The 26,785-nt window shown below is 65.3% G+C and carries 29 protein-coding genes and 3 pseudogenes; 11 read left to right on the top strand and 21 right to left on the bottom strand.

What is annotated here, in order from left to right; all coding sequences use genetic code 11:
* Positions 1–94: 94 nt before the first annotated feature.
* From G7085_RS18510 to G7085_RS36480, 3 genes are all read right to left on the bottom strand, one after another.
* Entirely contained in the window at positions 95–1,075 is a 981-nt protein-coding gene (locus tag G7085_RS18510) for a hypothetical protein (protein WP_197512035.1), read from the bottom strand.
* A gap of 770 nt (positions 1,076–1,845) precedes the next feature.
* Complete coding sequence (locus G7085_RS36475) at positions 1,846–4,038, bottom strand: SMC family protein (protein WP_197512036.1); 2,193 nt, start codon at positions 4,036–4,038, stop codon at positions 1,846–1,848.
* 62 nt (positions 4,039–4,100) lie between these two features.
* The gene (locus G7085_RS36480; RefSeq protein WP_197512037.1) at positions 4,101–5,537 is read right to left on the bottom strand and encodes an ATP-binding protein; all 1,437 of its coding nucleotides are present in this window, start codon (positions 5,535–5,537) and stop codon (positions 4,101–4,103) included.
* Positions 5,538–5,776: 239 nt separating this feature from the next.
* Between G7085_RS36480 and G7085_RS18525 the strand changes: the two genes are divergently transcribed.
* Positions 5,777–6,730: a DNA-processing protein DprA gene (locus tag G7085_RS18525; RefSeq protein ID WP_197512038.1), complete on the top strand. Its 954-nt coding sequence runs from the start codon at positions 5,777–5,779 to the stop codon at positions 6,728–6,730.
* 34 nt (positions 6,731–6,764) lie between these two features.
* Here G7085_RS18525 and G7085_RS18530 read toward each other — a convergent pair whose 3' ends face one another.
* From G7085_RS18530 to G7085_RS31110, 3 genes are all read right to left on the bottom strand, one after another.
* Complete coding sequence (locus G7085_RS18530) at positions 6,765–7,139, bottom strand: sulfate permease (protein ID WP_197512039.1); 375 nt, start codon at positions 7,137–7,139, stop codon at positions 6,765–6,767.
* A 514-nt stretch (positions 7,140–7,653) separates the two neighbouring features.
* Positions 7,654–10,488, bottom strand: coding sequence for a MobF family relaxase (mobF, locus tag G7085_RS33160; protein ID WP_197512040.1), 2,835 nt, complete (start codon positions 10,486–10,488; stop codon positions 7,654–7,656).
* Positions 10,404–10,895: a relaxase domain-containing protein gene (locus tag G7085_RS31110; RefSeq protein WP_197512041.1), complete on the bottom strand. Its 492-nt coding sequence runs from the start codon at positions 10,893–10,895 to the stop codon at positions 10,404–10,406. Before G7085_RS31110 ends, mobF begins: the two co-directional genes overlap by 85 nt.
* A gap of 301 nt (positions 10,896–11,196) precedes the next feature.
* Between G7085_RS31110 and G7085_RS35545 the strand changes: the two are divergent.
* A pseudogene (locus tag G7085_RS35545) lies at positions 11,197–11,574 on the top strand (DNA cytosine methyltransferase); the annotation flags it as partial.
* A 191-nt stretch (positions 11,575–11,765) separates the two neighbouring features.
* A complete protein-coding gene (locus G7085_RS27645; RefSeq protein ID WP_231979695.1) occupies positions 11,766–12,119 on the top strand; it encodes a hypothetical protein in 354 nt (117 codons plus the stop codon).
* Positions 12,120–12,522: 403 nt separating this feature from the next.
* Here G7085_RS27645 and G7085_RS18555 read toward each other — a convergent pair whose 3' ends face one another.
* From G7085_RS18555 to G7085_RS27655, 6 genes and pseudogenes are all read right to left on the bottom strand, one after another.
* On the bottom strand, positions 12,523–12,840 hold the full coding sequence (locus G7085_RS18555; protein ID WP_197512044.1) for a CPBP family intramembrane glutamic endopeptidase: 318 nt from the start codon (positions 12,838–12,840) through the stop codon (positions 12,523–12,525).
* The gene (locus G7085_RS18560; protein ID WP_231979697.1) at positions 12,795–13,274 is read right to left on the bottom strand and encodes a hypothetical protein; all 480 of its coding nucleotides are present in this window, start codon (positions 13,272–13,274) and stop codon (positions 12,795–12,797) included. The genes G7085_RS18555 and G7085_RS18560 overlap by 46 nt, the downstream gene beginning before the upstream one ends.
* Before the next feature lie 271 nt (positions 13,275–13,545).
* The gene (locus G7085_RS18565; RefSeq protein ID WP_197512046.1) at positions 13,546–14,049 is read right to left on the bottom strand and encodes a metal-dependent transcriptional regulator; all 504 of its coding nucleotides are present in this window, start codon (positions 14,047–14,049) and stop codon (positions 13,546–13,548) included.
* Between the two features lie 48 nt (positions 14,050–14,097).
* Positions 14,098–14,181, bottom strand: a pseudogene (locus G7085_RS35550) (hypothetical protein); the annotation flags it as partial.
* A 74-nt stretch (positions 14,182–14,255) separates the two neighbouring features.
* A complete protein-coding gene (locus G7085_RS27650) occupies positions 14,256–14,693 on the bottom strand; it encodes a hypothetical protein (protein ID WP_231979698.1) in 438 nt (145 codons plus the stop codon).
* Complete coding sequence (locus G7085_RS27655; RefSeq protein ID WP_231980831.1) at positions 14,693–15,025, bottom strand: hypothetical protein; 333 nt, start codon at positions 15,023–15,025, stop codon at positions 14,693–14,695. The genes G7085_RS27650 and G7085_RS27655 overlap by 1 nt, the downstream gene beginning before the upstream one ends.
* Before the next feature lie 915 nt (positions 15,026–15,940).
* On the opposite strand from G7085_RS27655, the gene G7085_RS18575 reads away from it, so the two are divergent.
* A complete protein-coding gene (locus G7085_RS18575; protein ID WP_197512047.1) occupies positions 15,941–16,288 on the top strand; it encodes a TFIIB-type zinc ribbon-containing protein in 348 nt (115 codons plus the stop codon).
* Positions 16,289–16,364: 76 nt separating this feature from the next.
* Here the strand turns inward: G7085_RS18575 and G7085_RS33165 are convergent, their stop codons facing one another.
* The 7 genes and pseudogenes from G7085_RS33165 to G7085_RS18605 form a co-directional block, all read right to left on the bottom strand.
* A complete protein-coding gene (locus tag G7085_RS33165; protein WP_073186133.1) occupies positions 16,365–17,282 on the bottom strand; it encodes a phosphotransferase family protein in 918 nt (305 codons plus the stop codon).
* A 432-nt stretch (positions 17,283–17,714) separates the two neighbouring features.
* A complete protein-coding gene (locus tag G7085_RS18585; protein ID WP_197512048.1) occupies positions 17,715–18,104 on the bottom strand; it encodes a hypothetical protein in 390 nt (129 codons plus the stop codon).
* A gap of 161 nt (positions 18,105–18,265) precedes the next feature.
* A complete protein-coding gene (locus G7085_RS27670; protein WP_231980677.1) occupies positions 18,266–18,760 on the bottom strand; it encodes a multicopper oxidase domain-containing protein in 495 nt (164 codons plus the stop codon).
* Between the two features lie 65 nt (positions 18,761–18,825).
* Positions 18,826–19,170 (bottom strand): annotated as a pseudogene (locus G7085_RS27675) (hypothetical protein); the annotation flags it as partial.
* Positions 19,118–19,600, bottom strand: coding sequence for a multicopper oxidase domain-containing protein (locus tag G7085_RS18595; protein ID WP_197512050.1), 483 nt, complete (start codon positions 19,598–19,600; stop codon positions 19,118–19,120). The gene G7085_RS18595 and the pseudogene G7085_RS27675, both read right to left, overlap by 53 nt.
* A gap of 179 nt (positions 19,601–19,779) precedes the next feature.
* On the bottom strand, positions 19,780–20,106 hold the full coding sequence (locus G7085_RS18600; protein ID WP_197512051.1) for a M23 family metallopeptidase: 327 nt from the start codon (positions 20,104–20,106) through the stop codon (positions 19,780–19,782).
* Between the two features lie 470 nt (positions 20,107–20,576).
* A complete protein-coding gene (locus G7085_RS18605; protein ID WP_026926296.1) occupies positions 20,577–20,867 on the bottom strand; it encodes an ArsR/SmtB family transcription factor in 291 nt (96 codons plus the stop codon).
* Between the two features lie 336 nt (positions 20,868–21,203).
* Between G7085_RS18605 and G7085_RS31115 the strand changes: the two genes are divergently transcribed.
* The 4 genes from G7085_RS31115 (at position 21,204) to G7085_RS18625 (ending at position 23,508) form a co-directional block, all read left to right on the top strand.
* The gene (locus tag G7085_RS31115; protein ID WP_269451914.1) at positions 21,204–22,040 is read left to right on the top strand and encodes an HAD-IC family P-type ATPase; all 837 of its coding nucleotides are present in this window, start codon (positions 21,204–21,206) and stop codon (positions 22,038–22,040) included.
* A gap of 47 nt (positions 22,041–22,087) precedes the next feature.
* On the top strand, positions 22,088–22,711 hold the full coding sequence (locus G7085_RS31120) for an HAD-IC family P-type ATPase (protein ID WP_331716029.1): 624 nt from the start codon (positions 22,088–22,090) through the stop codon (positions 22,709–22,711).
* On the top strand, positions 22,711–23,046 hold the full coding sequence (locus tag G7085_RS18620; RefSeq protein WP_197512054.1) for a hypothetical protein: 336 nt from the start codon (positions 22,711–22,713) through the stop codon (positions 23,044–23,046). The genes G7085_RS31120 and G7085_RS18620 overlap by 1 nt, the downstream gene beginning before the upstream one ends.
* 243 nt (positions 23,047–23,289) lie before the next feature.
* The gene (locus G7085_RS18625) at positions 23,290–23,508 is read left to right on the top strand and encodes a methyltransferase family protein (protein WP_197512055.1); all 219 of its coding nucleotides are present in this window, start codon (positions 23,290–23,292) and stop codon (positions 23,506–23,508) included.
* Positions 23,509–23,807: 299 nt separating this feature from the next.
* On the opposite strand, the gene G7085_RS18630 is transcribed toward G7085_RS18625, so the two are convergent.
* Together G7085_RS18630 and G7085_RS27685 are read right to left on the bottom strand one after the other, a co-directional pair.
* A complete protein-coding gene (locus tag G7085_RS18630) occupies positions 23,808–24,203 on the bottom strand; it encodes a nitrilase-related carbon-nitrogen hydrolase (RefSeq protein ID WP_331716030.1) in 396 nt (131 codons plus the stop codon).
* Positions 24,116–24,331, bottom strand: a complete 216-nt coding sequence (locus G7085_RS27685) for a hypothetical protein (protein ID WP_231979701.1) — start codon at positions 24,329–24,331, stop codon at positions 24,116–24,118. Before G7085_RS27685 ends, G7085_RS18630 begins: the two co-directional genes overlap by 88 nt.
* A 207-nt stretch (positions 24,332–24,538) precedes the next feature.
* Here G7085_RS27685 and G7085_RS18635 point away from each other — a divergent pair, with 207 nt between their 5' ends.
* The 3 genes from G7085_RS18635 to G7085_RS18645 all read left to right on the top strand — a co-directional run bounded on the left by G7085_RS18635 (position 24,539) and on the right by G7085_RS18645 (position 26,574).
* A complete protein-coding gene (locus G7085_RS18635; RefSeq protein ID WP_197512056.1) occupies positions 24,539–25,063 on the top strand; it encodes a hypothetical protein in 525 nt (174 codons plus the stop codon).
* A 141-nt stretch (positions 25,064–25,204) separates the two neighbouring features.
* Positions 25,205–25,762, top strand: a complete 558-nt coding sequence (locus G7085_RS18640) for a vitamin K epoxide reductase family protein (RefSeq protein ID WP_197512057.1) — start codon at positions 25,205–25,207, stop codon at positions 25,760–25,762.
* 86 nt (positions 25,763–25,848) lie between these two features.
* Entirely contained in the window at positions 25,849–26,574 is a 726-nt protein-coding gene (locus G7085_RS18645) for a DsbA family protein (protein WP_197512058.1), read from the top strand.
* Positions 26,575–26,785: the final 211 nt, after the last annotated feature.

Genomic DNA, 26,785 nt, shown 5'->3' on the forward strand with positions numbered 1-26,785 from the left:
GGGACCCGGTGCTCGCCGAGCGCTACCTCGCGTCGGGGCGGTCGGAGCGCTTTGCGATCCTGAATGAGATCGCCCGGTTGGAACCGGTGGTCGGTCACCTGTACCGGCGCACCACGGAGCCCTCGACGTGGTGGAGGGGAGGAACGCTGGAGGGTTCCGGCCGGGGCGTTGGTCGACCTGTGCATCCGCTCCACCAACGCCGATGAGGAGGCTGTCCGGCAGGAACCGTTCGCGCTGTGCCCGGGCGGGAGCTCGCCCGGGGGTGAATGCGGCGGCGCTGACATTCGGCGACGGGGCCCACCGCTGCCCGGGTCAGCCGCTCGCGCTGTGGGAGACGGATGCGCTCCTGACGCGGCTGCTTGCGTTGCGGCCCCGGCTCGCGGAGGAGCCGACGCTCGGGTGGGTCGACCTGATCGAGGGCTACCGGTTGCGGGGCCTGGTTCTGGAGTTTGACGGGTCCTGATGCCCGGGGAACTTCAGGGCAGGTCTTGGGGTACCTACTCAGGAAGTCCTCGAAGCTCCGGCTCTCCGCGCGGAGGTAGACGGCCGCAAGGTCGAGCAGGAAGAGCAGATGCCCGGGCTCGTCGGAGTCGATCGGCGCCACCGTCACGTGCTCCCCGTCCTGGGAGCCGAGGGCCTCGCGCCCGGCGACCTGGCCTCGCTCCGCGAAGTGGGTCTGCGCCTCCTCGAACAGCAACTCCCTGGCCCGGACGTGAGCGGGGACGTCAGCCATGTCGAAGGAGTAACCGTTGAGCGGGAGGTTCCCCGCGGCGTAGCTGCCGGCGGTGGGAGGGTGCTCGTCGAAGATCTGCACCTCGTTCCAGACCACGTGGATGACGCCGTCGGACGGGTAGGTGGAGAAGGAGGCCCGGCACAGGGGAAAAACCCAGCCGGCGTGGTCGATCTCGGTCAGCTCCGGAATCTCCGTCGGCTCAAGCCGATACAAGCCGGGATGATCTGCGTTCTCATGGAGCCCGGGGAACCGCAGCACCATGCTCAGTGCGTCGGCCTGGCTCCCGAACACGCCGACCGTGACTCGTTGATCGGCCTGGAGCAGTTCCAGCAGGTATGCCATGGCGCCTCCGTGATCGCAGCAACAGGCACAACCATGGCAGAGATCGGAGGGGCTCGTGTCCAGTCATCAGCACTGCGAGTGTTGGGCCACACCGCTTGCCGTGCGATTGGTGATTGCGGGCTGTAACTCCGCCGCCATCTAGCTAGGCTGAATGACCCGGAAAGGACCGCCAGGGAGCCGGCTTGTGAGAGATCGTGACATTTTCATCGCCCACTGGAATCGGTTGTGGCTGCTGCACTGCGACAATGCCCCTGGGTGCACCTCGAGGAGGGCTGGATCGACGAGACCGCCGAGGTGGTTCAGATCGTCTATCGCACGGACGGCGTGCCCGGCCGCCACGGCCTGCGACGGCAGCACCCGCTCCCCGACCCGACCGAGGACGCGGAGTCATTCTGGAGGGACAGGCCTACCAGGACGTCTGGGACATACTCGAGCCCCACGACATCGACGACACCATCACCAGCGGCGGCATCCGCTGGTATGGCCACGTCACCAAGGATGACGACCTGGATGCGCGCGGGAGGCCGTTCCCGGTGGCTCTTTCTCCAGGAAGCTCCGTCTAGCTGACACCTGTCGACACGCTTTCAGACTGCTTCTCCGATGGACTGACGCCCACCCACCAGCCGTGGGAGCTTTAGGCTCCCGAGGCGGGGTCTGTTCTTGTTCAACCGATTGCGACCACTGCTTGAACAGCTTGTCGAGCGTGTTGCCGCACACCACCGCCCGTGGCCTTGGCGTCGCACCTACGTCACCCGGTCGCTGACAGGTCGTCATGAAGTATCGGAATCACCATCGCGCCCCAATCCCACGCGGCCGCGGACCTCTCCGGCACCGGTTCCAGCACGGCGGCCACCATCGCGTACCATGCCGGGAACACCCTCTGACCAGGGCAGACGCTGAAAGGAAACCGGCCTCAGCATCGAAATGCTGAGGCCGGACTCGGGGTGCCTGAGTAGCACGTTTGGCAACTCTACCCCAAGACGAAAACCCTCGTCAACCGCCTGAACCGTGGGGTCTACGCGGTCTCGCGACGGCCCGAGAGTGCTGCTCCGAGGGACGATCGCGGCCCTGTTGTGAGGACTGTCGAGACGGCTCAAACTTTTCTCACCGCCGCCGAGGTGGACGCGCTCGTCGGCGACTACCTGGCCGGGATGGGCGTGAAGGCTCTCGCTGAGAGGTACGGCATCCACCGCGCCACGGTGTTCTCCCACCTTCGCCGCCGTAACGTCCCAAGCCGCCGACCGGGGCTGGGTATCGACGAGAAGGTAGAGGCTGTGCGCCTGGCGCGAGCGGGCGTCTCGATGCGGGCGATCGGGCGCCGGATGGGTGTGGACCGCAAGGCCGTGCGGTCGGCGCTGGTCGACGCCGGCGTCATCATGGACGTCGGGCCGAGAACTACTGATCGGTGACACGCAGGACATGGGGACCCAGGGGTCAGGACAACTCGGGAATGCTTCGTACTTGTGTCGCCGGTTGTCGAATGCCGGCTTGGTTCCTTCAAGGACGTTGAGAGCGAACTTCGCAACGTCGAGTTCAGCGATGCTTCCACTGTTTACGGTGAAGCGTCGATCGTTCATTTGGCAGTGCACGATCTGGTCGGCATCGCCGACGACGGCGAGGTTGGCGTTGTGAGTGACGACGATCGTCTGTCGGCGTCCTGCGGCTTCATGAATCGCTGGCACGAGCTTGGATGCGATGGTCTCGTTGTCCAGGTTCTCTTCGGGTTGGTCCAGCAGCAACGGAGTGGTTCTCCGGTCCACGACAAGGTAGAACAGCGCGAGCACAAGGCCACGCTGTCCGGGTGACAGCTGAGAGAGCGGAAGCCCATCACCGGTGAGACCGAACCGGACCTCCAGCCAGGACAGGTCGAACATGCTCATGAGGAAGTCGTCGATGGTTGTGTTGTTGCGAAGTGCGGTTGCTGGGTTCCGGTACTCGCCGCCGGCCTCTCCTCGTTCATGCTCCAGACGGTCGAATGCCTCTCGAAGTTGGGTCGCGAGCTGATCCCAGCTCGTGTCCTCGACACGCTGTGGCAACTCTATGAGCCAGTCGGAGAACTCCCCATTCTTGCGGCCGTCTAGGCCGGCTGCGACACTCCTCCATGCTGGGAGGATGCGTAGTTCAGCGTTGAACTCAAGTCCCGCGTTCTTGACTACATCAGACTGTGCGATGAATGTGGATGCCGGAGCGTACAGACTCTCAACCGCGTGTAATTGCGCTTCTAGAGCCTCGTGGACTCGACGTGAGCAAAGCATGATCTCGTCACGAAGCTCAGACATCTTGGTTGGCGCTTCATCGATACGCCGCAGCAAGGATGAGAGTCCAGCATGAGACTCTTCATCATCCTCGTCTCCGACGAGCGCCGTCACCCGTTCCTCTGATTGGAGGACGCGTTGTCGAGCGCGTTCACGTGCGCTGTCGGCTGCAGCGAGTGCATCTGCGTTCTCGCGCCTTGCCTTCTCCTGAACTTCGAGGTCTTGATCAACCTGATCGCGCTCGCGCTTCAGGGCGGCCAGTGACTCTTCCTCCTTTGTGAGCCATGCCTGATATCTCCCGGCGTTGACTGTCAGTTGGAGGTAGGGGCTCCCGGTCCCTCCATCGTCGAGAAGTGCCTCGGCCTCGCTGTTCAGCGTGGCAACGTCGGCCTGAATCGCTTCGGCCCGGTGTGCGATCGCTTCCATCCCGCCCAGCCGTTGGCGGGACTTGGCCTGTTGCTGTTCGTTGGCACTTCGGCGGGTCGTCAGTTCTGACCGCGAGGTCTCGATCTCCTCGGAGCGCTGCATCAGCGCAGTGAGGTGCCCGTCATCCTTGCTTGCAGTGTCGATCTCAGCGAGCGCAGCTCTCGCCGTTTCGAGATCCCTCTTCGCCGCGTCGATATCAGCCTGCTTGAGGTCCAGACGACTCTGGACTTCGGATGCTTGATTGCTTGCTCGGAAGGCAGCGATTGCAACATAGCCACGCACCGCAGTCCGTAGTTCTGCGCGGAGTCTCGTCAGGTCGTCTTGGGAGGTTCGAGTCTTCTGAGTCAGGAGTGCGTCGAAGGTCTTCTCGCCAGCGCGTTCATCCTCGGGATGTGAGTGAAGAGAACCGTACGAAGCTCGCGTTCAAACTCGTCGGCGTCGTCTGCCGCCGGGTCAAGGTTGCACACTCGCTCGACGAACATCTGTGGCAGGTATTCGACCAGGACGGGAGCCGCATTGTCGTGTGGTTGATTCAGTTGGGCCTGCCGTGCAGTGCCCGTGGCCCAAATGATCTCCGCGCGATACTCCCTGGCGACCTTCTGATTCTGTGCGCTGAGGAACCGAGTGGGGCTTAGGAAGGCGAACTCGCTACTGCGTGATGAGTTTCCGCCCAGGGCGATGCAGTCGAGGAGTGCGGACTTACCTTGGCCCTTGTTCCCGACTACTGCCACGAATCCTGAGTTGAGCGGGAGGTCGTGGCTGAAGAGGTCGCGATCCTCATTTTCGGAGCCGACTCGGATTCTCTCGATGAACCGCTCCGGATTCTTCCGCATTCTTGCGAGCGCGGGCGGTTCTAGTCCAACGAAGACCCGGCGATCAAACTCTTCAATCGCGTAGGCAAGGCCGGCAAGGGTTGGAGTCGTGTTGAGCCAGGTCTGGCAGGCTCCGAGGCGCATGTGTTGATCGGAGCCTGAGAAGTGATGCGCGTCGCTACAGTCCAAGAGTTGGTGGGTGACGTTGCTGTTGCGGAGGTCTTCCACGTCTGCCTGCCACCGGGTCGTGTCCTCGTACGCGGTGAAGATGAACTGAGCCGAGTTGATGACGTTCTTCTTTGCGGCAATTGATTGGTCATTCCACTTGATATCGCGCCACTCGGTCTTGCCGATCCCGATGAGCGCACGACCTTTGAAGTACGAGCCGGCGAGTATCGCCTGAACGTCATCAAGCCCGACATTCAGGTTGTTGAACCCCTCTCGGAGGTCCGAATCGTAGTTCGACAGGTGCTCGGCCGGGACAGATTCCTTGATTCTGTGGCCGAGGTCGGTCAGAGAGTCTCGCGTGATTACGCCCTGCCAGTTGAGGGAGGCGTGGCTCGGCGCGAGCTTCATCTTTGGCTGGAGTGCGTTGATGAACTGCGCTTGAATCACTTCCGGGGCAAGGTCTGGATCAAAAATGACATGCAGGTTGACCCTCGCCAGGTTTCCGTCGGTGCCACCGAAGTGATCCAGCCTCAGTTCTATCACTGGGAAGATCGCTTCGAGGTTTTGGAGGCGTCCGCTCTCTCGGGCCTCGACTACGCGCTTGTACCCGTCGAGGAACCAGTAGTCATTGATCCCGATGACGGTCATGTCCTCCGGCAGAGCCTCAAGTTCATCGATGAACTGAGCCCAGGTGTCGTCTGTGTCGGCACCGTAGTGTTGGACGATCGAGGCGGGCGTGTGTACGTGAAGGTCCCAGATTCGCCACGCCGTGCCGCGCGCACGTTCCAGGCCAGCTGTCACCACTTGTCATCCTTCCGACCGACTCGAACGTCGGCCGACCCAGGAGGACCGCCGCTACGTATTCACACGACAAGAGTATCGGGCACCGCCGACACTGTGCTGCGGCCGCGCCGGTCTCCAGAGGTCTTCGGCGGCCACTCTCCCTGTGTCTGTCGGCGCACCTCGTCGGTAACGAGCGCCGAGGGGTGATGATGATGGCAAGGCTGAGCGATGTTGCGAGCGACGACCGAACCGCGCGGATGGTGCTGTCCATGCTCGTCGAGCCCAACGATCCGGTGACTGGCCGAGTCCTGACTGGGCTCGGAGCGATGGAGACGCTCCGGCTTGCTGAGCGCGACGGCGCGGTGGTGGGTCTGAGCGCCGTCGGCGCGCAGGTCTGGCGCGACCACTTCGACGCACCTGTGGCGAAGGACATAGCCGCCCGTCTCGAACAGGCTCAGCAGTCAGGCATCCAGGTTCTCGTCCCAGGCGACGCCGACTGGCCCGTCGCCCTCAACGACCTTGGAGATCGCGCTTCCTACGTGTTGTGGACGCGCGGTGCCTCGTCGTTCCTCGCCCGCCCGTTGCAGGACTTCGTCACGATCACCGGGTCACGCGCATCCACTTCCTACGGCGACCATGTTGCCCGCGAACTCGCCGCTTCGACGGCCGCGGATGAACGAGTGGTCGTCGCTGGCGGCGCCTACGGGATCGAAGGTGCTGCGCACCAAGCCGCCCTCGCGGCAGGTGGCGACACCATCGCGATCCTCGCCAACGGCGTCGACCGGCCTTACCCTGCTGGCCACCGCGACCTACTCGAACGCGTGGCCGATGTCGGGCTTCTCGTCAGCGAGGTGCCGCCTGGCACAGTTCCGACACGGCATCGGTTCATCGCTCGCGGGCGACTAATGGCGGCGCTCGCGTCTACGACGGTGATCGTCGAGGCGGCAGGTCGGTCAGGCTCGTTGGAGGTGGCGCAGCACGCTTTCGATCTGGGCCGAAAGGTGGGAGCGGTGCCCGGCCCGGTGACGAGTGCCGCGAGCGTCGGGCCGCACCGCCTACTACGGGAAGGCACAGCGTCACTGGTCGCCGACAGCGCCGATCTTGCGCGCCCGGTGGAACGCGGCACCGTTCACCAGGTCTCCGCGCCGAGTAAGCAACTTAGTGCGGATCGAGTCCGTCCGGCTACGCCTGAACCGACACGGTCGTTGTAGCAACGCTGCGACGGCGGAATGGGCGGAAGTGTGTTCAGCGGCTGCTGCTCGTGAGTTCACGCGTAGACACTTCAGCGTCTACCTCGCGCTCGGCACGCTTCCGGGCCTGGCGTTCCCTGGCGCGTGCCCTCACGAGCAGCGCCACGCTCACCGGGCCGATGATGACCATCTTGAGAGCGTTCCAGATACAGACCAGGACCACGAGGTGGAGCCATCCGGGGCCGCCGGACTCGATGAGAGTAGTGCACCAGGCAGCGACGCCCAGGTACGGAGCGGCCAGCAGCATCGCTGGCACGCCCCACTTCAGCCCGTTCCTCGTTCGGATCAGGTCGAGAAGGATGTTGCTCGGCATGTGACGACGCAGGAAGTAGCGGACCTCCGTACTGGCTGTCCACAGTAGGCGGATCATGATGGGCTCCTCTCAACACGCACGTACGCTGTCGAGACGGTGCGTGGAGAGTGACCCGAAGGTCTGCCGCGAACGGCCCAAAGGTAAGGAGAAATCCGCCTCACCTTCAAGGCTACGTCGAGGCGTGGACATTTGGAAGGGTCAGATGCTGCGTTCTGTCTGGGCCGGCCCCGCCTGATGACGTTGAGCTCAGCCTCTGGCGGAGCGCTCTGGGCGGCGATAAGGCGCATCCTGTCGAGTGCTGCTCGCGCCCTCGCGGCGTCGATCTTCTGCGCTGCTGATTCGGCCGGGGCGCCGAGGAGTGTGTCGTCGGTGATGCGGTATCGGTCTCGGTAGGCGGCGACCACTTGTGCGGCCTTGCGCCACGCCGTGGCTGGCCGCAGGTGGCTAGGTGGCGTTCCGAGGGCCTCTGCCCACGGTGCAGTCTCGGTGAGTGCAGTATCGAGTACGGCGTCGGCGCGGGCTTCGATCAGTGCTTCCCGTTCATCGAGGGCTGCCCGCATCTCGGCATCCGCTACGCCGTTGGCTTGTGGGATGAGGCCGGCGATGAGTCGTGGTTGCCTCCGGGTTCGTCCTGCCCCAGCGAGCCGAGCGGTCGCTCGTTCGACGCGGTAGTGGAGGACGGCCGCGATGTCGTCGGCGTCGCCGAACCCTCGCGCTGCGACCAGACGCGGCAGCAGCGCGTCGACATCGTGGTGGTTGGCCTCAGCGCGGCGGAGTTCGGCCGTGAGCGGTCCGAATGCCTCGGATTCGATGGCACTGTCGGCCTGGTCGTCGGCGAGTCCGGAGCCGCGGACGAGTGTGACCCAGCGGTCGCGTTGGGCTGCGGCGGCGATGGTCTCGTACTCTGCGGCGAGCTGGGCGATCGATCCCCACTGCTCCTGTTCAGCGACGATCGTTTCGTGCGCCGAGAGTTCAGCTCCACTGTGCTGGAGAACACCGTAAAGCACGCCTCGCGCAGTCGCGTTAGGATCGTCGCCGGGTGCGGCTCCGCATGGTCGTCGGGGCGGTCAAGGGCGACGTAGGCGCGATTGGAATGTCGCCCTCGGGTCATCGCGACGTAGAAGGTTTCTCTGGTCGAGGTCGGTTCGACCAGCACATGCGCGGTATCAGTCGTGACACCTTGCGCACGGAACGCGGTGACTGCGTAGCCGAGATCAACGCTCTCGGAGACATACGAGGCTGGCAGGATGATGCTGCTACCGAACCTCCGCCCACGCTTCCGCACCGCGATCGTCCCGTCCTCGCGGACCGTGGTGCCGGTCCCGTAGTCGCGCGCGATGGTGAGCGTCCCGTCGTCGCCGACGGCCGTGATCGTCCAGACATCGCCGTTGCGCACCCAGTCCCGTCCGGTCACCGTGCGGAGCCGTCGGTTGTTGAGCCGAGTGATGATCGTGTCACCGACCCCGGCGGCGGTGCCGTCGCGCAGTTCGACCTCGCGGTCGGGGTTCAGCGTCTTGTTGTGGATCAGGTCGGCGCGGGCGCGTCGGTTGAGCTCTGTCACGTCTTCGTGGGTCTCAGCGATCAGCACCGACACGAGCCCCTTGTCGCGGTCGGCGCGCCATGCGTTGTAGGCGGCATCGGTCATGGTCTCGGCGTCGCCGCCGGTGATGCGCTGATGGGCGAGGTAGGAGTCGATGGCCTGGGTGCGTCCGTGGCGCAGCTCGAGTGAGGCGGTCTTCTCCCACGCATGGGTGAAGCGGTGAACGTCGACCAGTTCCGGGGTGTCGTCCCGGTCGTTGGCGATCATCGCGAACGCACCGCCGGCGTCCACGGATTGCAGCTGGGCATAGTCACCGACCAGCAGCACCTTCGCGCCAGCCTCCTGGGCAAGGTAGGTGATGCGATCCAGCGACAGGGTGCCCGCCAAAGAGGCTTCGTCGATGATGACGAGCTGACCCGTCTCGAACGTGGTGCCGCGCAGGAGATGGTTCTGCCACCACTTCGCCGTGTTCTCGGTCGCGATCCCCAGATCGTCGGCGAGCACCTGCGCGGCCACCGCCGACGGCGCGAGGCCTACGACGGAACCAGGACCGTGCTCGGCCTCCCACGCACGACGGAGTGCGTTCATGGCGGTGGTCTTCCCCGCCCCGGCAGGGCCGACGAGGACATCGAGCATCCGTCCCGACACCGCGATTCGGATCAGAGCGTCGGCTTGGTCGTCACCGAGCAGCCGCCCATCAGGGTCAGCGCTACGCGTGATCTTCTCGACCGTCGCGAGCGCCACCGTCGGTCCGGCCAGGTTGCTGGCGCGTTCGAGCAGCCTGTCCTCGGCCGCAAGCTGAGTCTCCGAGGTGAACACAGTCGAACTCTTCGGTCGGAACACCGACGTGCCGTCCTCTCGGCGGAACACGACCGGTGACGTAGCGAGCTCAGGTGGCGTCAGCCGGAGTGATACCTGCTCGGCTGCGTCGGCGACCATCGCGACGATGGCTTCCCGATCTTGCATCGTCGTGAACCGCCAGCCCATCGTCTGCCTCGATGCCTCAGCGATGAGATTCCACCGTCGCCAGGTGGATCGCTTCTCACCGACCACCTCGACCACCGAGCGCCCGATCTCGCCGATCACATCGAGTGGCACGTCGTCGGCGCGAAGCAGCAGCAGCTTGTTGTTGTCGGTCACCTCGCGCGCCCACATCGTCGCGTCCCGGCCCAGCGTCTTCGTGGCGCGGTCGCGCCACTCGGCGGTGAGATCGGCCAAGGACCGGACTTGCTTCTCGGGACGGGTGGTCAGAGTTGCTTGGGCTCGGAGCTTCATGATGACCGCAGGTGTCGGGCGCCGCCCGTGTGCCGCGACATATTCGGCGATGAGTCGGTCGGTCTCGATGTCGATGTGGCGGGCGCGGGTGGAGAACTCGGCGATCAGTTCCTCCGGGACTCCGTTGATCGCCCAGGCCGGGTTGTGGTCGCGGCCCATGTCTCGGGCTTCCCAGGAGACCCCGAAGGTTCGGGTGATGTGGTCGGCAAACACGGCTTCGTGGAGCTCGGAGAGGGCGACGACGGCGGCGTGCATCGGTCGGCCGTCGAGTGAGCGCCACTTGCCGTCGAAGGCGGTCTTGGCCTTGTTGCTGATGACCACATGCGTATGGAGGTGCGGGTCGCCGGCGCGGGAGTCGAAGTGATCGAACGCGGTCGCGACGAGGCCGGTGACATCGACCTGCGCAACCGCACCGTCACCGGCGGTTGCGCCGGTGCGGGTGGCTGCAACCTCGCGCTCCATGAACGCAATCACCTCCGCAACCGCTCGATGATGCGCCTCACCGATCAGTGCCTGCACCCCGGCGTCAGCGACGGCCCACAGTGCGCTCGCGGACTTCGGAATCGAGAAAGTGAAGTCGAAGCCCGCCACGGCTCGTCGGGTTCCCGCGCGGTCTCCTCGGCCACGATCTGGGCGACGGCCTCACCCTTGGAGCCCGGGTCAACGACGGATCGAGCGCGGCGATTCGGGATTCGATCCGTTCCGGCGGGGTCTTGTAGTTCGGGAACGCCAAGCCGAGTGGGTTGCCAGTGATGGGTCTCGCCCATGCCGATCAGGAGGTGGAGCTGTGCTTCTGAGACGCGGTCTCCGACCGAGAGCTCGCCCTTGCCGAGCGCGAGGACTCCAGCGCCGAGCCAGCGTCCGGGAGGGGTGCCGGCCTCCGCGTAGTAGCGGGTCAAGGGTGTTGACAGCGACCTGTCGCCGTCGGCGGCCGCGATCGTCTTGAGCAGGTACTTGTAGCCGTCGCCCGCCGACATCACGCGCATCGAAACAGTCACGTTCACCTCCGGTCTTGCCGAGCAGGTGAGCACCCGCGCCCGGTGACTTCTACGGCGACGAAGCCCGCTTGCCCCTCGACCTGCAAGAGGCGTGTCAGCTCAGAAAAGGCAGGGTGTGGCGGAGCTTCCTGAGTGCGGGCTGTCGTGAATGGACGTTGCTGGTCGATGGACTGGATGGCACTGGGCCGGCGACCGCGAGGACAGGTCAGCACGACGTAGTGGTGCACCTGACAGGTGACCAGCCCGGCGACACGACTCACGCGAGTTCTGGCCGGGGATCATCCCGTCAGCCGGAGCATTCATGCACGACACACCGACCGATCCCGCGAGTCCGCTGAGGATCGGTTCGCTCTTCTCGGGATACGGCGGCCTCGACCTCGCTGTCGAACATGTCTTCGGCGGAGAGACCGTCTGGTTCTCTGAGATCAATGAGCCCGTGGCCAGGGTCTTCGCCCACCACTGGCCCGACGCCCCGAATCTGGGCGACATCACAAGGATCAGCTGGTCGCAGGTCGAGCCCGTTGACATTCTGATCGGCGGCTTCCCCTGCCAAGACGTGTCCACCGTCGGCAAGCGCGCCGGTCTCGCACCCGGAACCCGCTCAGGTCTATGGGCGCACATGGGCACAGCCATCGAAGTGCTGCAACCCCAATGGGTCGTCATCGAAAACGTCCGCGGTCTGCTCTCGTCCCCAGCCATCCGACCGATCACCGAAGGAGACGACAATGCCCCGCGCAACCCTGCGCAGCAACCCCGACGATACAGCCCTTCGCGCTCTGGAGCCCGACCCGTGGCATCTGGGAGACAGCGCAACTCGACCTCTACGAGCAGCCGGCGCCGTACTCGGCGATTTGGCCGACCTGCGGATGGATGCACGATGGGTCGGTCTACCTGCTTCCCTTGTCGGCGCTCCTCACCCCCGGTTCCGCATCTTCCTCCTGGCCCAGCGTCAAGACGCTGTTCCGAACCCCGCTCGCGTCGGACTCGCTTCGAGGTGGAGAGACCCTGGACAAGGTGAAGGCGAGACGGGGCACGATCGCACTCTCGCACCAGATCATCGACCTCGCGCTCCACGGACCGGATGGCTCGCTCAGCAGGCACAGCGACTCGGCGACGTTGTGGTCGCTGACCGAGGACATCTTCACCGCTGGGGACGCTATGCCCACGCCGTGGCTCGTTGGGAGCACATCACCGGACGAGTCGCACCAGCGCCCGCACTCCTGAGGAACGAGAATGGCCCGCGTCCAGCACCGGAGTTCGTGGAGTGGCTCATGGGACTCCCTACCGCCTGGCTCTCCGATCCACGACATGGCCTTCCGCCGAACCAGCAACTGATGGCGCTTGGCAATGGGTCCTGCCTCTACAAGCGGCGATCGCACTGACTGCCGTGTCAGCGTTCTCGCCGCTTGGGTAGCGGAGGCTACGCGACCGCCGGCCGCGATCACTCCGCTGGGTGAGCGGCGGGGTGTCCCGATGCGGTGATCCTGCGTTCGTAGGTCGGCCAGGCAGCGAGCAGTAGGAGCCCGTTGGCGCTCGGCGTGCTGGGGTCCGCGGTGTGGGTGGTGATTGAGAGGTGTGGGGTAGCGCGCTTTGTTGCCTGTTTGGGAGTCGTTGACAGGGGTTGGGCCTATGACGCGTCCGCGTTATCCATCCTCGTGGGTAGCCGGTGTAGTCGTATGACGAGTGTCGCCGCCGTGGCGAAGGCGGCGAAGATGGTGATGTTTGTGAGGGCGTCGGTCCATGAGATCGCCTGCGTTGCCCGGAGTTGCGCGATGCTGGAGGTCATTGCGGCGATGGAGTAGGCGCCGACATTGTTGATGATGTGAGCCGCGATGCCTGCTTCGAGACCGCCGGTGAGGATCACGAGGGTCGAGGCGAGCAGCCCGAAAGCGAGTCTGTCTACGAACAGTGCGGCGTTCTGGACGCCATGGAGTGAGGCAAACACGAGTGACGATGCGGCGGCCCCGATCCAGGGTTGGCGGTGAGTCTGGTCATCGACTGTAGTAGGTAGCCGCGGAAGAGGTACTCTTCGGCTGCGGCCTGCCACGGGGTGACGATTGCCACGACGACAAGGAAGCTCCACCACTGCGGCTGCGGCGCGAACTGGAAGGGCTGGCTTTGGAGGTAGCCGACCAGCAAGCTCCCGCCAAGGATGAGGATGGTCGCTATCCCGAGACATATCCCGAGATAGCCGCGGCGCAGACGTTGTTCCACCGAGGAGAGTTGTCCAAGCGGGGCACGGTGGAGTCGGGTCATCAGGAGCCAGCAGCACAGGAGCAGCCCGGCGATGGCGATGCCGTTCGCCGCGAGTCCGGTGGGTATCTGGTAGCTGGCGGCATAACTCTGAAAGTCGGTGAAAGGCACGTCGGGTGCTGTCACGTAGTGGGAGACGGCGGTGATCGCCAGCGAGATCCATGGCGTGAGAGTGAAGTAGAACGCGAACGCGATGAGGATGCCGAGCAGCGCTGCGGGTCGTCCTGCTTGGCAGCTGAGCTGCTCAGCGTAGGTGACCGGCGGCGCGGGCGAGGTCTTGTCCGTCCTGCTGTCTGGGTCCGGCTGATTGCTGGATAAGCCATGTGCAGTGCTCTCTGTGTGCTCCCGTGAGCCCCGGCTGAGCGCTGTCCATGCCGAGGCCCTTCATTGGCGGAACCTAGGCGGGACCAGGGGTGTGTGCTTCTGGGTCTGTTCGGGGGCTGACGCGTACTGCAATGGCGGCCGGGAGGCCGAGGTCGATCGTAGTGTCGTCGACGGTGACCCGGACGGCCGCAGCCGCGGGGCTGACGTCGGTGACGGTAAGTCTGGTACCGACCGAGATTCCGTGTCCGGTGAGGTAGCGGAGGATGTCGGGCGAGCGATCCGAGACGCGCAGCACTTGCACGGAGGTGCCGGGTTCGGCCTCGTTGAGAGCTTGGCTGTGATCGGGCGGGATCCGTCCGTCAGGGTCGGGGATCGGGGCTCCGTGGGGGTCGTGGGTGGGGTGCCCGAGTGCGGCGTCCATGCGGTCCAGTACGAGGTCGGAAACGGCGTGCTCCAGGTGGTTCGCCTCGTCGTGGACCTGGTCCCAGGACAGCTCTAGATGCTCGACGAGATAGGTCTCCACGATTCGGTGTCGTCGAACGATGTCTATCGCGATTGCGCGCCCGTCGTCGGTCAACTCGATTGGGCCGTAAGGCTCGTAGGAGATGAGTCCGTCGCGGGCGAGTCGTTTTAGGTTGGCCGAGACGGTCGAGGGAGTCACGCCGAGTTGGGCGGCTAGGTCTGTTGTAGAGGGCTCCCGCCAGGCCATTCGTGGGCTTTCCAGATCAGCGTTACATAGTCCTCGACCATGCGGGTGGCAGGAGAGCGCTTCATCGGGTCATCCTAGGCGTGGGTGTCCATAACGGTCTTCGGCTCGTCTTGATCGACTGCGGGCTGCTCGTGGAAGGGCGCGACGAGTGTGGGGAGGATGCTGTGTCGATGAGCGACGAGGAAGCCGATGGTGAGGGCGAGGTGGATGGCGCTCAGCACGTACCGTCCGGTGGTGTCAGTGATGAGGAACTGGACGCCGAAGAGCGCGGCGAGCCCGATCGCGGACCACCAGTGGAACCGCAGCGCGAGGATGATTGCCACCCCGAGCAGCGTCTGGGTGGCCGTCAAGGTGAACTCCTCGACTTGGCGGCTGTCTAGAGCCAGCGAACTGGGTCCACCGCCCAGGAAGTGCGCCACGGGCAGTGAGCCGACCAGCAGGCTCCACTGGTTGACCTTGGATGCGATCAGCGTGCCGATGGCAGCCACACCTTTGCCGCGGGCGGCGAACATCACCGCGATGATGAACTCCGGGCCTCCGAGGCTAGCGGGGCGAGCCACTGAACCAGAAAGTAGCTGTCGATGCCGAGCGCCGAGCCTGAGGCGACTAGTGCATCGGCGAACGGTTCGGCTGAGATCAGGATCACCGCCCCGGAGACGAGGAACATCGCCACGACGAGAATGCGCCTCGGTCGGGCGTCAAGCCCGGCAATCAGCGCTGCCGCGCCTACGAACTCCTCCTGGTCAGCGTCGTAGGTCTGCGCGGCTCGCCATAGATGGAGGCCGAACACGACGATGAGACCGACCCCGAACCACAGCGGGATGCTCCCGATGAGCGGGATCACGAACGCGACGAGCCCGAGGATAGCGAGGAAGCCGACGTCTCGTCGGCTGGCAACAGGCAGCTCCAGCGCATTGGGGTGGGTGCATCGTCCCGGCGTGCCTGGCGGCGCGCGACGACGAGTGCGACGACCACGACGAGGGCCAGCCGAAGCCGAGTAGCAGCCGGTTCGAGCCGGTCATGTTCGCGGCCGCGAAGTGGAGGTAGGACGGATCGGAACCGGAGCGGTAGGCGTAGTACAGGTCTACGGCATACTCCGGGAGAACTGCGATCAGTGCCAGCAAGGCAATGGCGAGGGCGCCCGAGATGTCCTTCTGGGCGGCTTCGGCGGCCCAGGCGAGAAGGAACGCTGCTGCCACCACAGCCGCGCCGAAGACGACTACCTCAGCCACTGCTGAGAACTCAACTCCCAACACACGGATGGCGACGGCTGGGCCTGCAACGAGTAGACACAGCAGGACGCGGCGGATCAGGGCAGCAGGCATTGGGCACTCCAGGTCAAGGCCGTGGCCGAAGGTCTCGTTCGCCTCGCAAAATGAGGTGCTACGCCGGGCGGATCAAGATGACCGCCAGCATGTCGACGCACCGCGTCCGAACCGAGGGCCTGGACGGAACTACTCCCTTCGAGTTCCACCCTCTCCGACGGCTCCCTGGTGTGTCTATGCACAACTTGGTGTTGGAGGAGTCACACAACTCTCCCGTCTTGTTCCGTGGCGTTTGTGCAAGCCAGACGCCGGTTTCGTCTTCATCCAGACCCCGCGTTCCACATTCCGTCCCGGCCTCGATGAGCTGGCCGATGATTTGGCTCGGGTCGTCATGATTGGTGGCATGACCTATCCGAACCACCCGCGTCCATACGATCCCTATCCGGGCAGGAACCCCGCGGGCGGCGATTGTGTGCCCGAAGTGTCACGGCGCGATGCGAACTTATGAGCGCAACGGAATCCAGCTGGAGCAGTGCGGAAGTTGTCGAGGGCTCTTCCTCGACTTCGGTGAACTTGAGCACCTCACGCAGATGGAGGGCCGGTTCGTCAGCCAGGCACCGCCACCGCCCGGCTATGGCCCCGCTTGGGCAAGCACGGTGATCGTCGGTATCGCAAAGGCGGCCTGGCGGGGTTGTTCTTTTCCAGCTAGTCTCGCGGACCTGCGTTCATCGACTGGTGGCGACGCGGGCGGTGCTCGCCAACCACGAGGACAGCCTCGGTCGCGGGCCGTCCGGCCCGCTCGCCGTTGTGGCTTGTGCGGATGCACCCGGGCGTCGGAGTGAGGCGGGTCGCTGACGCTGACTCGGATGTCGGCGTCGCACGGTGAACCGCCGGCACCTGTGGTTTCTGCTGGGGCTGTCAACTGTCCTGCATCCGGCGGCACGCCTGTAGCAGTGCGCGGGTCGTGGCTGGGGACTCGCCGGAGCGGAGAGAGCGAGCGGCCGCGATCAGGGTCGCGGCGCGAGCCGGTGGGTCGAGGTCGGTCCAGGGGTCGCCGGCTGGCGGCACGGCGGGACCGCCAGCGGCTCGATAGGCATTGAGGAGGATCGTCCAGGGCTCGTCAGGGAGCAACCCTGCCGCCCAGAACGCGGCTGGGCGCGCAAGGTCCCAGGCCGGGTCGCCGACGCCCGTGTCGTCGGGGTCGAGCAGGTACCAGTCGCCCGCCGGCGAGGGGCGGCCCAGTTGACCCAGGTGGAGGTCGCCGTGGATCATCGCGGTGCGTTGTGGCCGGCGTAGCCGGCTGGCAAGGTTCTCGCCGAGTTCGACCAGCCAGATCAGGTCGTCGTAGGGACGGCGGCGCAGATAGTCAATCGCCCGGCCAAGCCGGGCAAGCACGCCCGCCTGCGGGAATGACGACCCAGCGGGACGGGTGCGATGCAGCTCAGCAAGCAGGGTTCCCAACTGCGTCCACGGTGGCCGGTGGTCGGGAGCCAGCACGGCTACTCGTGGCCAGATCGTGGTGAGTTGTCCGTCGGGCGCGAGTATCGGAATGCCGTGCAGTGGCTGAACCCAGAAGCGGCTTGCTCCGGGTTGGGTGATGACCTGCAGCCGGCGTCGTAGGAGTGCTGTATCGGCCCCAAAGGGGTGTATCTTCACGACAACTCCGGCGCAGGCGTAGAGCCGTGCGCGCGCCCGATCGGGCTGCGGTCGGCGCTGGCCCTGGTGGGCCAACTCAGAGACGACAGTGTGCGAGGCCGCTTCACCGCCATGGTCACTCGCCACTGTTCGCACGAAGTCGGCTATCCCTCTCGGGATCACTGCCTGGATCTCGCTCACCTGGAGTGAACTGCCGAGATCGTTGAATGTGCCGGCGTCGGTACCGGACGGGTCAACTGGAGTCCGAGGTAGACCCACAGAGCGATGAATGCGACCCCGATGAGGAGCATCACGATCGTCCTGGTCCTCAGCCTGATGGGGCTCGCGGCGCCGCTCGGGCGTCACCAGCGCTTGGGTGAGTCGATTGATCCTTGCTCATGTCAGTCTCCTGATGACTGCGTAGCGATGGTGACGGCTCCCGCGATTTGCAGCGGACGGTGAACTGCGGAGCGGGCCGAAGGACACCATCGAGTCCGTCGTGTGCGAACCTGGGTTGCCCGCTGAGTTCGCCATCGGGATGGCTCGTTCGTCACGCCCACGGCGTCGGAGGCATGAACCGCGTGCGGAAGCGGTGCCGCGATCCGGCTGGGCGCGGCGAACGAAGAGGGCTAGTCAGCAGAACGAAACTGGTGGCCCGCGACGTTGCGATGGCTGATAGTGCTCGAAAGAGTGGAAAGGCCGCGGGGTGGCGGCCGCAAGTACAGGCTTGGCCACGACTGGCCTGGTGAATGACGGCGTCGGGAACCTTCGGTGCAGCCAGTCGCGCGCCGACCGCAGGGTGCGGCGTACCCATAGTCCTGCGCCCAGCGCCAGCAGCACGCCGACGATGCCGGCGGCCAGGGTTGAGGTCGAGACCAGCACCCACAGCCGTACCGTGGTGTCGAAGTTGCTGCCGGGGAGATAGCTGTGTTCGGGGCAGCTTCGAGCCTGTGCGAACAGGTCCAGGTGGACGCCCACGGAGGCGAGTAGCGGAAGCTGCGGGGAACAGGTCTTGTCGCTCACGTCCAGACTGCCGGCCGCGCTAGCCAGGCCGATCCCGCCCAGCACCGTCATCAGCGCAGCGCTCCAGAGGCTGTGGTGACGGTTCCTCATCAGCGCTCCTCGTCCGGACACGCCCAGTGTAGTTGGGCGACACGGCCTGGCGGAGGCAATCGGCGAGCGGGTCAGCGGCCCTTGTAGCGCATGGTGAGCATCATGCCGGCTTTGGTGTGGTACTCGTTTTGGCAGTGGAGTGCCCATGTTCCCGGGTTGGTGGCATCCAGGTGCACGGCGGTGGTGCTGGATGGGGGAACCAGGAGGGTGTCTTTCCTCAGTCCGTTGTCCAGCGCGAAGGTGTGGCCATGCAGGTGCACCGGGTGTGCGCGTGTGGTGGTGTTGACGACCTCGAGCAGGAGGCGGTCGTTGTCGACCACTTCAAGGGGTTGATTCTGGCCGAAGGGCGCACCGTTGATGACCCACCGGTAGGGGTTGGCCTGCCCGCCCAGCTCGATGGTCGCGCGCGCATCGATCGGCCGGGTCGGGAGCAACGACGACTCCTCCGGGTACAGGTCGAGCCCTGAGTGAGTTGGCCTGTGAACTCGGCCAGCTGGACCGGTGGTTCCGGTGGGCTCCCGGACCCGGTGCGTACCAGCGCGAGGCCGTGGCCGGGCTTGTTCCATGGCTTGGCCACGAGAGGGAAGACGCCGTCACCGAGGGTGACCAGGAGGTCGTATCGTTCGCCCATGCCGAGATAGAGCGCGGAGGTGGTGTGCGGCTTGACCGGGTGGCCGTCGGTGTGGGTGACGGTCAGGCGATGTCCGCCGAGGGCGAGGGCGAAGATCGTGTCCGAGGCGGCGTTGATCACGCGGAGCCGGACACGGTCGCCGGGGCGGCCCTGGTGGGTTACGGGCGCTGTCGGTACTGCTCCATTGATCAGGTAGAGCGGATAGGGGATGTCGCCAGCGTCGCCGAAGAACGGCTCGTTGCGGGAGGACAGCTGAACGGCCTGGGTGCCGGTGGTCGAGGGCGGCGGGCGTTCAGGCGCCGGAACATGTCCTCGGGGTTTGACCGTCGACGACCAGCCAGTCATCCAGGACTACGGTCCATTCGGCGTCGTAACGGCCCGGCTCTGCGGGATCATCGACGATCAGTGGCCCGTAGAGGCCGCGGTCCAGTTGGACTCCGACGTGCGAGTGGAAGAAGTAAGTGCCGGGCTGGGGTGCGGTGAACTCGTAGAGATGCTGTTGCCCTGGCTGGATCGGGTTCTGCGTGAGTCCCGGGACGCCATCGACGTCGTTCGGAATGGGCATTCCGTGCCAGTGGATCGTGGTGGGGCTGGGGAGTTGGTTGTCCAGGTTGAGGCGCAGCAGATCGCCCGGGTTGGCTCGAAGGTCGATCCGGGAAGGGTGTCGTTGTAGGCCCAGGCCTCGGCCAGCGTGCCGCCGAGGTCGATGATCGAAGGCGCTGCCCGCAGCGTCTTCTGGACGATGGGTTGATCGGTGAGCGATCCACGTGGCCACCGCGAGCCACCGGGAATCGCAGGGTCGCTCGCCGCGGGTACGCATCCGGTGAGAAGCCAGCTACCGGCGAGTGCGAATCCACCGCCCAGCAGTGCTCGACGTGAGGTTCCGGTGTCGCGGGGTGGTTGGATGCCGGCACTGGTGGTCGGAGAAGTCCGAGCTTGGGAGATGGCCACCGCTCAGTCCTTCACGAGGTAGGGCACAGGGTCGGCACCCTTGCCGTTCTCGTAGAGGGCTAGGTGGAGGTGGCAGGCGGTGGACAGCCCGGTGGTTCCGACGTAGCCGATCACGTCGCCCTTGGTGACACTCTGGCCTGCGCTGACGGCGTACTTGCTCATGTGGAGGTAGGAGGTCTCGACGTTCTTGCCCTTGATACGACCGTGGTCGATCCGGACGTTGTTGCCGGCGCTGCGGCTGAAGTTGGCCCTGGTCACGGTTCCGGACTGAGTGGCGTAGATGGGGTTCCCGCACGCGCCTCCGATATCCGCGCCGTTGTGCAGGCGCATGGAGCCGAGGATGGGTGCTTGCGCATCCCGAATCCCGAGGCCACGCCACCCTTGGTGGGCCAGGTGAACCTGCTGAGGTCCTTCAACCGGGTGAGTTCTGCCTCGATGTCGGAGGCGACTTTGCGCTCGCGTTTCTCGTGTTTGGCGAGGAGAGACTGGAACCGCACCTGGTCGACCTGAGCGGCGGTTGCCTGGAGTTGTTTGCTGCGGTTCTCCAGCAGGTCCTCGAAGGTGGGCGCCCGCTCAGCGGCGACGGCTGCCGCCGAGGCGGGGGCAACGGCGCATCAGCGGCATGAGCCGTGTGTCCCTGGTCCAGCGACCCGCTGGCGCCGATGAGGACGGCAGCTGCCAGAGCGATAATCCTTGCCGTTCCCGGCAATCGCTTCGCGCGAACCTCGCTGGCAGCCACCCCGTCCCCTCTCGACGGCGGTAAGACTAGCCTAAGAGTTTCTCAGATTCCATTCAGGGTTCTAGTCGTGACTGGCATGGTTCAGGATCTGTTCGACCATCGCTCGAACGTGGTCGTCCTGCAGGCGATAGAGGACGTTGCGTCCCTGCCGGTCGCCGGCGGCGAGGTTCAGGTGGCGCAGGATGCGCAGGTGGTTGGAGACCGAGGCTTGCGACATCGCCAGTTCTGTGACGAGCTCACTGACGGTGGCCGGGGAGTCCAACAGGCGAGCGAGGATCAGGACGCGCGCCGGCGTCGCCAGGCCGCCCATCACCTCCGCGATGCGCTCGGCTTCGCTGGCATTCAACCTCATGAACCACCACCCCTCTTCCGGAACGCGGCCTGGATTGATCCAACCAGATTCCGAGCGATCTGTGGCAATGCATCATTACATCATGATATGTTTAGATCATGAGTGCTGCGCATGAAGATCACGAAGACGACTCCCACGGACAGGGCAGGTGGGAGCTGTACTTCGCTATCGCCTCCGGCGTGACCTACATCGCGGGCTGATCGCTGAGTTCGGCTTTGGTGCCCCGGAACCGCTGGTGCTGGGCCTGTATCTTGCGACCTACTTCTGTGGGGCTTCTTCACCGTGCGGGGGGCGTGGGGCTCGATCCGCCGGGGCCGGTTCGAAGTGGACTTCCTGATGATCGTGGCCGCCGCCGGTGCAGCAGCGGTCGGCAGGCTCTCCGAGGGTGCCGTGCTGTTGTTCCTGTTCAGCCTCGGACACGCCCTGGAGGAGTACGCGATGGCCCGCGCGACTCGCTCGATCAAGGCGCTGGGCGAGCTCGCACCCCGCACGGCCACGCTCCGCGTCGGCCCGGACGAGCTTGTTGAGCGTCCGGTGGAAGAGCTTCAGGTGGGCGATGTCGCGGTCGTGCGACCGAACTCGCGGGTACCTGCGGATGGTTTCGTCAGCGTCGGCAGCACGGCGATCGACCAGTCCGCGGTGACCGGGGAGTCGATCCCGGTGGAGAAGGCTGCAGTGCCCGACGTCGCCAAGGCCCTGGCCAATCCCGACGCGATCTCCAGTGGCTCGCGGGTCTTCGCCGGGACGGTGAACGGCCCCGGCGCGTTCGACATGGTGGTGACCGCAGCGGCCGCCGACACCACATTGGCGCGGGTGGTGAAGCTCGTCACCGAGGCTGACACAGCCCAATCGCCCACCCAGCAGTTCATCGACCGGTTCCAGCGGTTCTATGTGCCCGCGGTCATCCTGGCCGTGGTCGTGGTGTTGGCGGTCGGGATGATCTGGTTTGCCGAGCCGTTCGGTGACAGCTTCTACCGGGCGATGCTGGTCCTGGTCGCGGCCAGCCCCTGCGCCTTGGCGATCGCAACCCCAGCAGCTGTGCTGGCGGGGATCGCTCGGGCTGGCCGCGCCGGCGTCCTGGTCAAGGGCGGTGCCCCGCTGGAGACTCTCGGCAAGGTCGACGCCATGGCCTTCGACAAGACCGGCACCCTCACCTGGGGACACCCACGGTAACCGACACCATCCCAGCACCAGGCGTCCTCGTCGATGAACTCAATGCGATCGCCCTGGCTACCGAGACGTTGAGCGACCACCCGTTGGCGACTGCCATCGTCCGCGATCTCACCGAACTGGTCGGAGCGAACGCGCGCCGCGTGGCGACCGACCTCGAGGCCGTCACGGGCCGTGGCATCCGCGCGACGGTGGATGGTGAGATCGTCCTGGTGGGCAGCGTCCGGATGATGGCCGAGGCCGATCACGAGCTGCCGGTCGAGGTCAAGGCCTCGGTCGATCAACTCCAGGACGAAGGCCGCACCACCATGGTGGTCACCCATGGCGCCCGCGTGCTCGGCGTGATCGGTGTGATGGACGCGCCCAAAGCCGAAGCCCGCCAGACGCTCGACGTCCTGCGCGAGTCCGGCATCGGGGAACTGGTCCTTATCTCGGGGGACAACCAGGCGGTCGCCGACGCCGTGGGCCGCTCGGTCGGGATCGACCGGGCCATGGGTGAGTTGTTGCCCGAGGACAAGGTGGTCGCGATCCGCAACCTCACCGAAGGTGGTCGCACCACGGCGATGGTGGGCGACGGTGTGAACGATGCCCCGCGATGGCCAGCGCGAGCCTGGGCATCGCGATGGGCGCTGCCGGGTCGGCGGTCGCCCTGGAGACCGCCGACATCGCTCTGATGGCCGACGACCTCGGACGGGTACCGTTCATGGTGCGACTCAGCCGAGCAACCTCCCGGCTCATCCGGCAGAACCTCATCGCAGCCCTCGCCATCGTCGCGTTCCTCGTGCCGGCCAGCCTGCTCGGGCTAGCGATGGGTCCGATCGTGTTCATCCACGAAGGCTCGACCATCCTCGTCGTCCTCAACGCCCTGCGACTGCTGCGGTTCGACCACAACCGCGACCACCACGGCATCACCCACGAAGACCGTCCGGCCGGACGTGCAGGATCGGCTGCTCCACGGCAGGAACTCGCCGGCCGCACCCAGACCGAGTTGGACGGGCGAGTGGAGTGACGGCCCTGAACGGCTGGATCGCGCTGGCCTTGTACCTGATCGGTCTCGGTCTGGCGTTCGGCTTTCGAGCGGTGGGTCACCTGCGCCGCAACGGAGATACGGGGTTCCGACTCAAAGCAGGTGCGGCGGGCTCCGCCCAATGGTGGGGAAGCTGCTGTTCGCGGTCGCGCTACTGCTCGGACTGGCAGGCCCGGTGACGCAGATCGTCGGCATCGGACGCCTGACCATCCCGGCGGCACGATCGTGGAAGGGATCGGGCTGGTCCTTGCACTGCTCGGGATGAGGACGTTGCTGCGGGCGCAGCGGGAGATGGGCGCTTCCTGGCGGGTTGGCGTCGACCCGGAGGAGCACACCGAGATGGTGACCGATGGGACCTTCGCGATGGTGCGCAACCCGGTGTTCTCCGGGATGGCTGTGTCAAGCGTCGGGTTGTTCCTGCTGGCCCGACGATCGCCTCGTTGACGGCGACGGTCGTGCTGCTCGTCGCCATCCAGGTGCAAGTCCGGGCGGTCGAGGAGCCCTACCTGCGCGCCGCCCACGGCGACGCCTACCGCGACTACGCCGCTAGGGTCGGCAGGTTCGTCCCAAGAATGGGGCGAACCTTTCGCCAGCCCCTCGGTAGCCGGAATCGGCCGGGTCGAGGACATGGGACGCGCGTGGCAGCTTTTAGCGCCGAACTGCGAACCCGAGCAGCAGGAGGCCGAGCAGGCTGGTCGCGGCCAGAAGGCCGGCGGTCCATGTGCCGAGAGTGACAGCCGGGGTCAGTCCGGTGCGTAGTGGGATGGTGGTGACGCGGGCGCCGGCGGTGTCGGCGGGAAGGTCGTCGAGGAGGGTGCCGTCGGGGCGAAGGCTTGGCTGGTGCCGGTCGTGGAGACGTTGACGACGCTTCGGCCGGTTTCGATTGCTCGCATCCGGGCGAAGGCGGCCTGTTGCAGGTTCTCGTCGGTGCCGCGGAAGTCGCCGTTGTTGGATTGGAGCAGGTATAGCTGAGCCCCGTCTTGGGCGCCCTGCCAGATGACGTCATCAAAGATGACGTCGAAGCAGATCGCCAATCCCACCCCGACGCCGTTCAGGTTGATGTGCGGGGAGTTGGTGCCGGGGTGTACTCGCGTCCGATCAGGCCGATCAGGTCGGGTGCGATTCGCTGGTAGAGCCAGCGGTCGGGCACATACTCGCCGAAGGGTACGGGGTTGGCCTTGTCGAACAGCTGGACTTCGCCGTCGGTGGCCGGCCAGAGCAGGGAGGTGTTGTAGGTGTTCTCCCCGCGGCGGGTTGCAGCGTTCACCAGCAAGGGCGCCGAAACCCGGTGGGACAGCTCATCGAGCGCGGTAAAGGGCCTCCTGCAAGCGTCTTCGTGGTCAGGTGGTCAAACTCCATCAGGCACGTGATCTCGCGTCAACCCTCAATCGCTGCGAGTAGTGCCGTCGTCGGACAGAGCGCAGCGGCACGCTTCGGCCACGAGCTAGACTCGTCGACAACCCGAGGAGCGAGCATGAGATCACAACGCCGTGGCGCCGCAGGCGCCGCCGCGTTGATGCTCATCGGTGCGAGCAATCTCGCTGCTGGTGTCAGGTCGGTGAACATCGCCGATACAGCCTGCATGCCCCAGGTGCCCCTGATCGCGCCGTTCGGCGTCCACCTCGATCTGTTGGTCGAGTCCGAGCTGTGCCCAGAGCACAGCTACCTGCCAGGGCTGAACTTCGGACGCTTCGCGCAGTCCTTTGTGGTGCTCTCGGCAACCACCTTGATCGCCGGCCTGGTCAGTCTGCTGCTCGGGCTCGGCGTGGGACTCTACGCCCGCCAGGCAGCAAAGACGGCCCGCGACTGGCTCCGGACACGCCTAAGTGATGCCAGGCCGGCCACCCTCCACGTACCTGCCCACGTTGCCATCATGGCACTCGTGGTTGCCGCCCCGGACGGCGCCCCTATCACCCGCTTCAACGCCGAGGCCCACCCGCCCTGTCCTGCTGACCGACTCAATTCGCACCCAGTGCACAGACGAGCGCCCTTTCGGTGAACGCCGAGGGTCTGATGCTCGGCGCGTCGCTGCGGTGTGTCCGAACGACGACAGACAGGTCCTACCACCTTGACCACATCAGACGACCTTCTGGAGCGCATCCACCGGTTCAGACAGACCGACAGGTGGATCTTCTCCACCATGCTTTTCTCGGCTTGCCTCAGCCTGTACGCCTCCTTCGTCCTGTCCACCGACGCCGTCCGGCTAGCGGCCGACCCCAAAGTCGGACTTCCGTGCAACCTCAACGAGGTCATCAACTGCAGCGCAGTCGCCAGATCCTGGCAGGCCGGACTGTTCGGATTCCCGAACGCGTTCCTCGGCCTGATGGCCGAGCCCGTAGTCATCACCATCGCGGTCGCCAGCCTCGCCGGCGTCAGGTTTCCGCGAGGCTTCATGCTCGCCGCCCAGATCGTCTATGGCCTGGGCTTCGTGTTCGCCTACTGGCTGTTCTTCGAGTCCACCTTTGTCATCGGGGCGCTGTGCCCCTGGTGCCTGTTGGTGACTGTGTCCACCACCTTGGTGTTCGCATCACTCACCCACGTCAACCTGCGCGACAACAACCTGTTCCTCCCAACGAGCCTGCACAAGACCTTGACCAAAGGGCTTCGCCTGGGAGTCGACAACCTGCTCGTCGTGCTCTGGCTCGGAGCGATCACCACCTTGGTGCTCGCCAAATACGGTCCAGCCCTCTTCGGGTAAGGACCCCAACCAAACGACCTGCCCACACACCGCGTCGCCGCCAGTCAGCACGCGTCCTACCCACATCTTCCGGCAAGGAGCCCTACATGCCCAGCAATCAGAAGCCCAAGAAGCCAATCGTCGACGAACGCCCGAACCAGGGAACGTGGCGCCCGAAGAACCATCATCTTGATCTGCGCGGTGCTGGTGATCTCGGTGGTCATCTTCGGCATCATCCAAGCCAGTCGCCAGCCCGCCGCCGTCGTCGAGCCGTCCACACCCGTCCCACCGAAACCTCCGGCGCGCTCGTGGTACGCGAAGACTCCCGCCGACTCAACGACGCGCCAGATGCCACTGTGACCTTCGTAGAGTTCCTGGACTTCGAGTGCGAGGCCTGCGCCGCGGTCTTCCCGGCGATCGAGCAACTCCGGCAGACCTACGGCGATCGAGTGTCCTTTGTCATCCGGTACTTCCCGCTACCCAGCCACTTCAACAGCGAACGCGCGGCCAGAGCGGTCGAAGCCGCCGCTCAGCAAGGAGAACTTGAAGCGATGTACACCAAGATGTACCAGACCCAGACCGAGTGGGGTGAACAGCAGATACCCAAAGACGACCTGTTCCGCCAGTACGCCCAAGAACTCGGCCTCGACCTTGAGCAATGGGACGCCGCGTACAACTCTGAGGCCACGCTCCAGTTCATCCGCAACGACTTCAACGACGGTGTGGCCCTGGGCGTGACTGGTACGCCAACCTTCTTCCTCAATGGAGAGTTGATCAGTCCTGAGACCCTTGATGACCTCACCACCATGCTCGACCAGGCGCTCGCTGAGTAGACCGCTGCGGGTGCGGTACTGCCTACATGTCTGAGCCACTGCGGGTCGGCAGCGACTACTGGCCGGTTTGGGCATGCACGTACGCCGGCTCTCGCCCCATCGGCCCGCGGCTCTCGATTGTGTCAGAGTCATCGTGATCCGTAGTGGTAGCGCACTCCTCGTTGGCGAGTTGGGGCAAAGGCTTGTGAAGACGGGGATGTGGTCCTCCTTG

The organism is Tessaracoccus coleopterorum (assembly GCF_011174705.1).
GTDB lineage: Bacteria > Actinomycetota > Actinomycetes > Propionibacteriales > Propionibacteriaceae > Arachnia > Arachnia coleopterorum.

Excerpts from the sequence above, each read along its gene's own strand:
- G7085_RS18510 (WP_197512035.1), bottom strand. The coding sequence starts at position 1,075 with ATGGCATACCTGCTGGAACTGCTCCAGGCCGATCAACGAGTCACGGTC.
- G7085_RS18525 (WP_197512038.1), top strand. The coding sequence starts at position 5,777 with ATGGTGCTGTCCATGCTCGTCGAGCCCAACGATCCGGTGACTGGCCGA.
- G7085_RS18530 (WP_197512039.1), bottom strand. The coding sequence starts at position 7,139 with ATGATCCGCCTACTGTGGACAGCCAGTACGGAGGTCCGCTACTTCCTG.
- G7085_RS27645 (WP_231979695.1), top strand. The coding sequence starts at position 11,766 with ATGCACGATGGGTCGGTCTACCTGCTTCCCTTGTCGGCGCTCCTCACC.
- G7085_RS27650 (WP_231979698.1), bottom strand. The coding sequence starts at position 14,693 with ATGTTCGCCGCCCGCGGCAAAGGTGTGGCTGCCATCGGCACGCTGATC.
- G7085_RS18575 (WP_197512047.1), top strand. The coding sequence starts at position 15,941 with ATGCGAACTTATGAGCGCAACGGAATCCAGCTGGAGCAGTGCGGAAGT.
- G7085_RS27670 (WP_231980677.1), bottom strand. The coding sequence starts at position 18,760 with ATGGAACAAGCCCGGCCACGGCCTCGCGCTGGTACGCACCGGGTCCGG.
- G7085_RS18600 (WP_197512051.1), bottom strand. The coding sequence starts at position 20,106 with ATGCGCCTGCACAACGGCGCGGATATCGGAGGCGCGTGCGGGAACCCC.
- G7085_RS18605 (WP_026926296.1), bottom strand. The coding sequence starts at position 20,867 with ATGAGGTTGAATGCCAGCGAAGCCGAGCGCATCGCGGAGGTGATGGGC.
- G7085_RS31115 (WP_269451914.1), top strand. The coding sequence starts at position 21,204 with ATGATCGTGGCCGCCGCCGGTGCAGCAGCGGTCGGCAGGCTCTCCGAG.
- G7085_RS18620 (WP_197512054.1), top strand. The coding sequence starts at position 22,711 with ATGGCCGACGACCTCGGACGGGTACCGTTCATGGTGCGACTCAGCCGA.
- G7085_RS18635 (WP_197512056.1), top strand. The coding sequence starts at position 24,539 with ATGAGATCACAACGCCGTGGCGCCGCAGGCGCCGCCGCGTTGATGCTC.
- G7085_RS18640 (WP_197512057.1), top strand. The coding sequence starts at position 25,205 with ATGCTTTTCTCGGCTTGCCTCAGCCTGTACGCCTCCTTCGTCCTGTCC.
- G7085_RS18645 (WP_197512058.1), top strand. The coding sequence starts at position 25,849 with ATGCCCAGCAATCAGAAGCCCAAGAAGCCAATCGTCGACGAACGCCCG.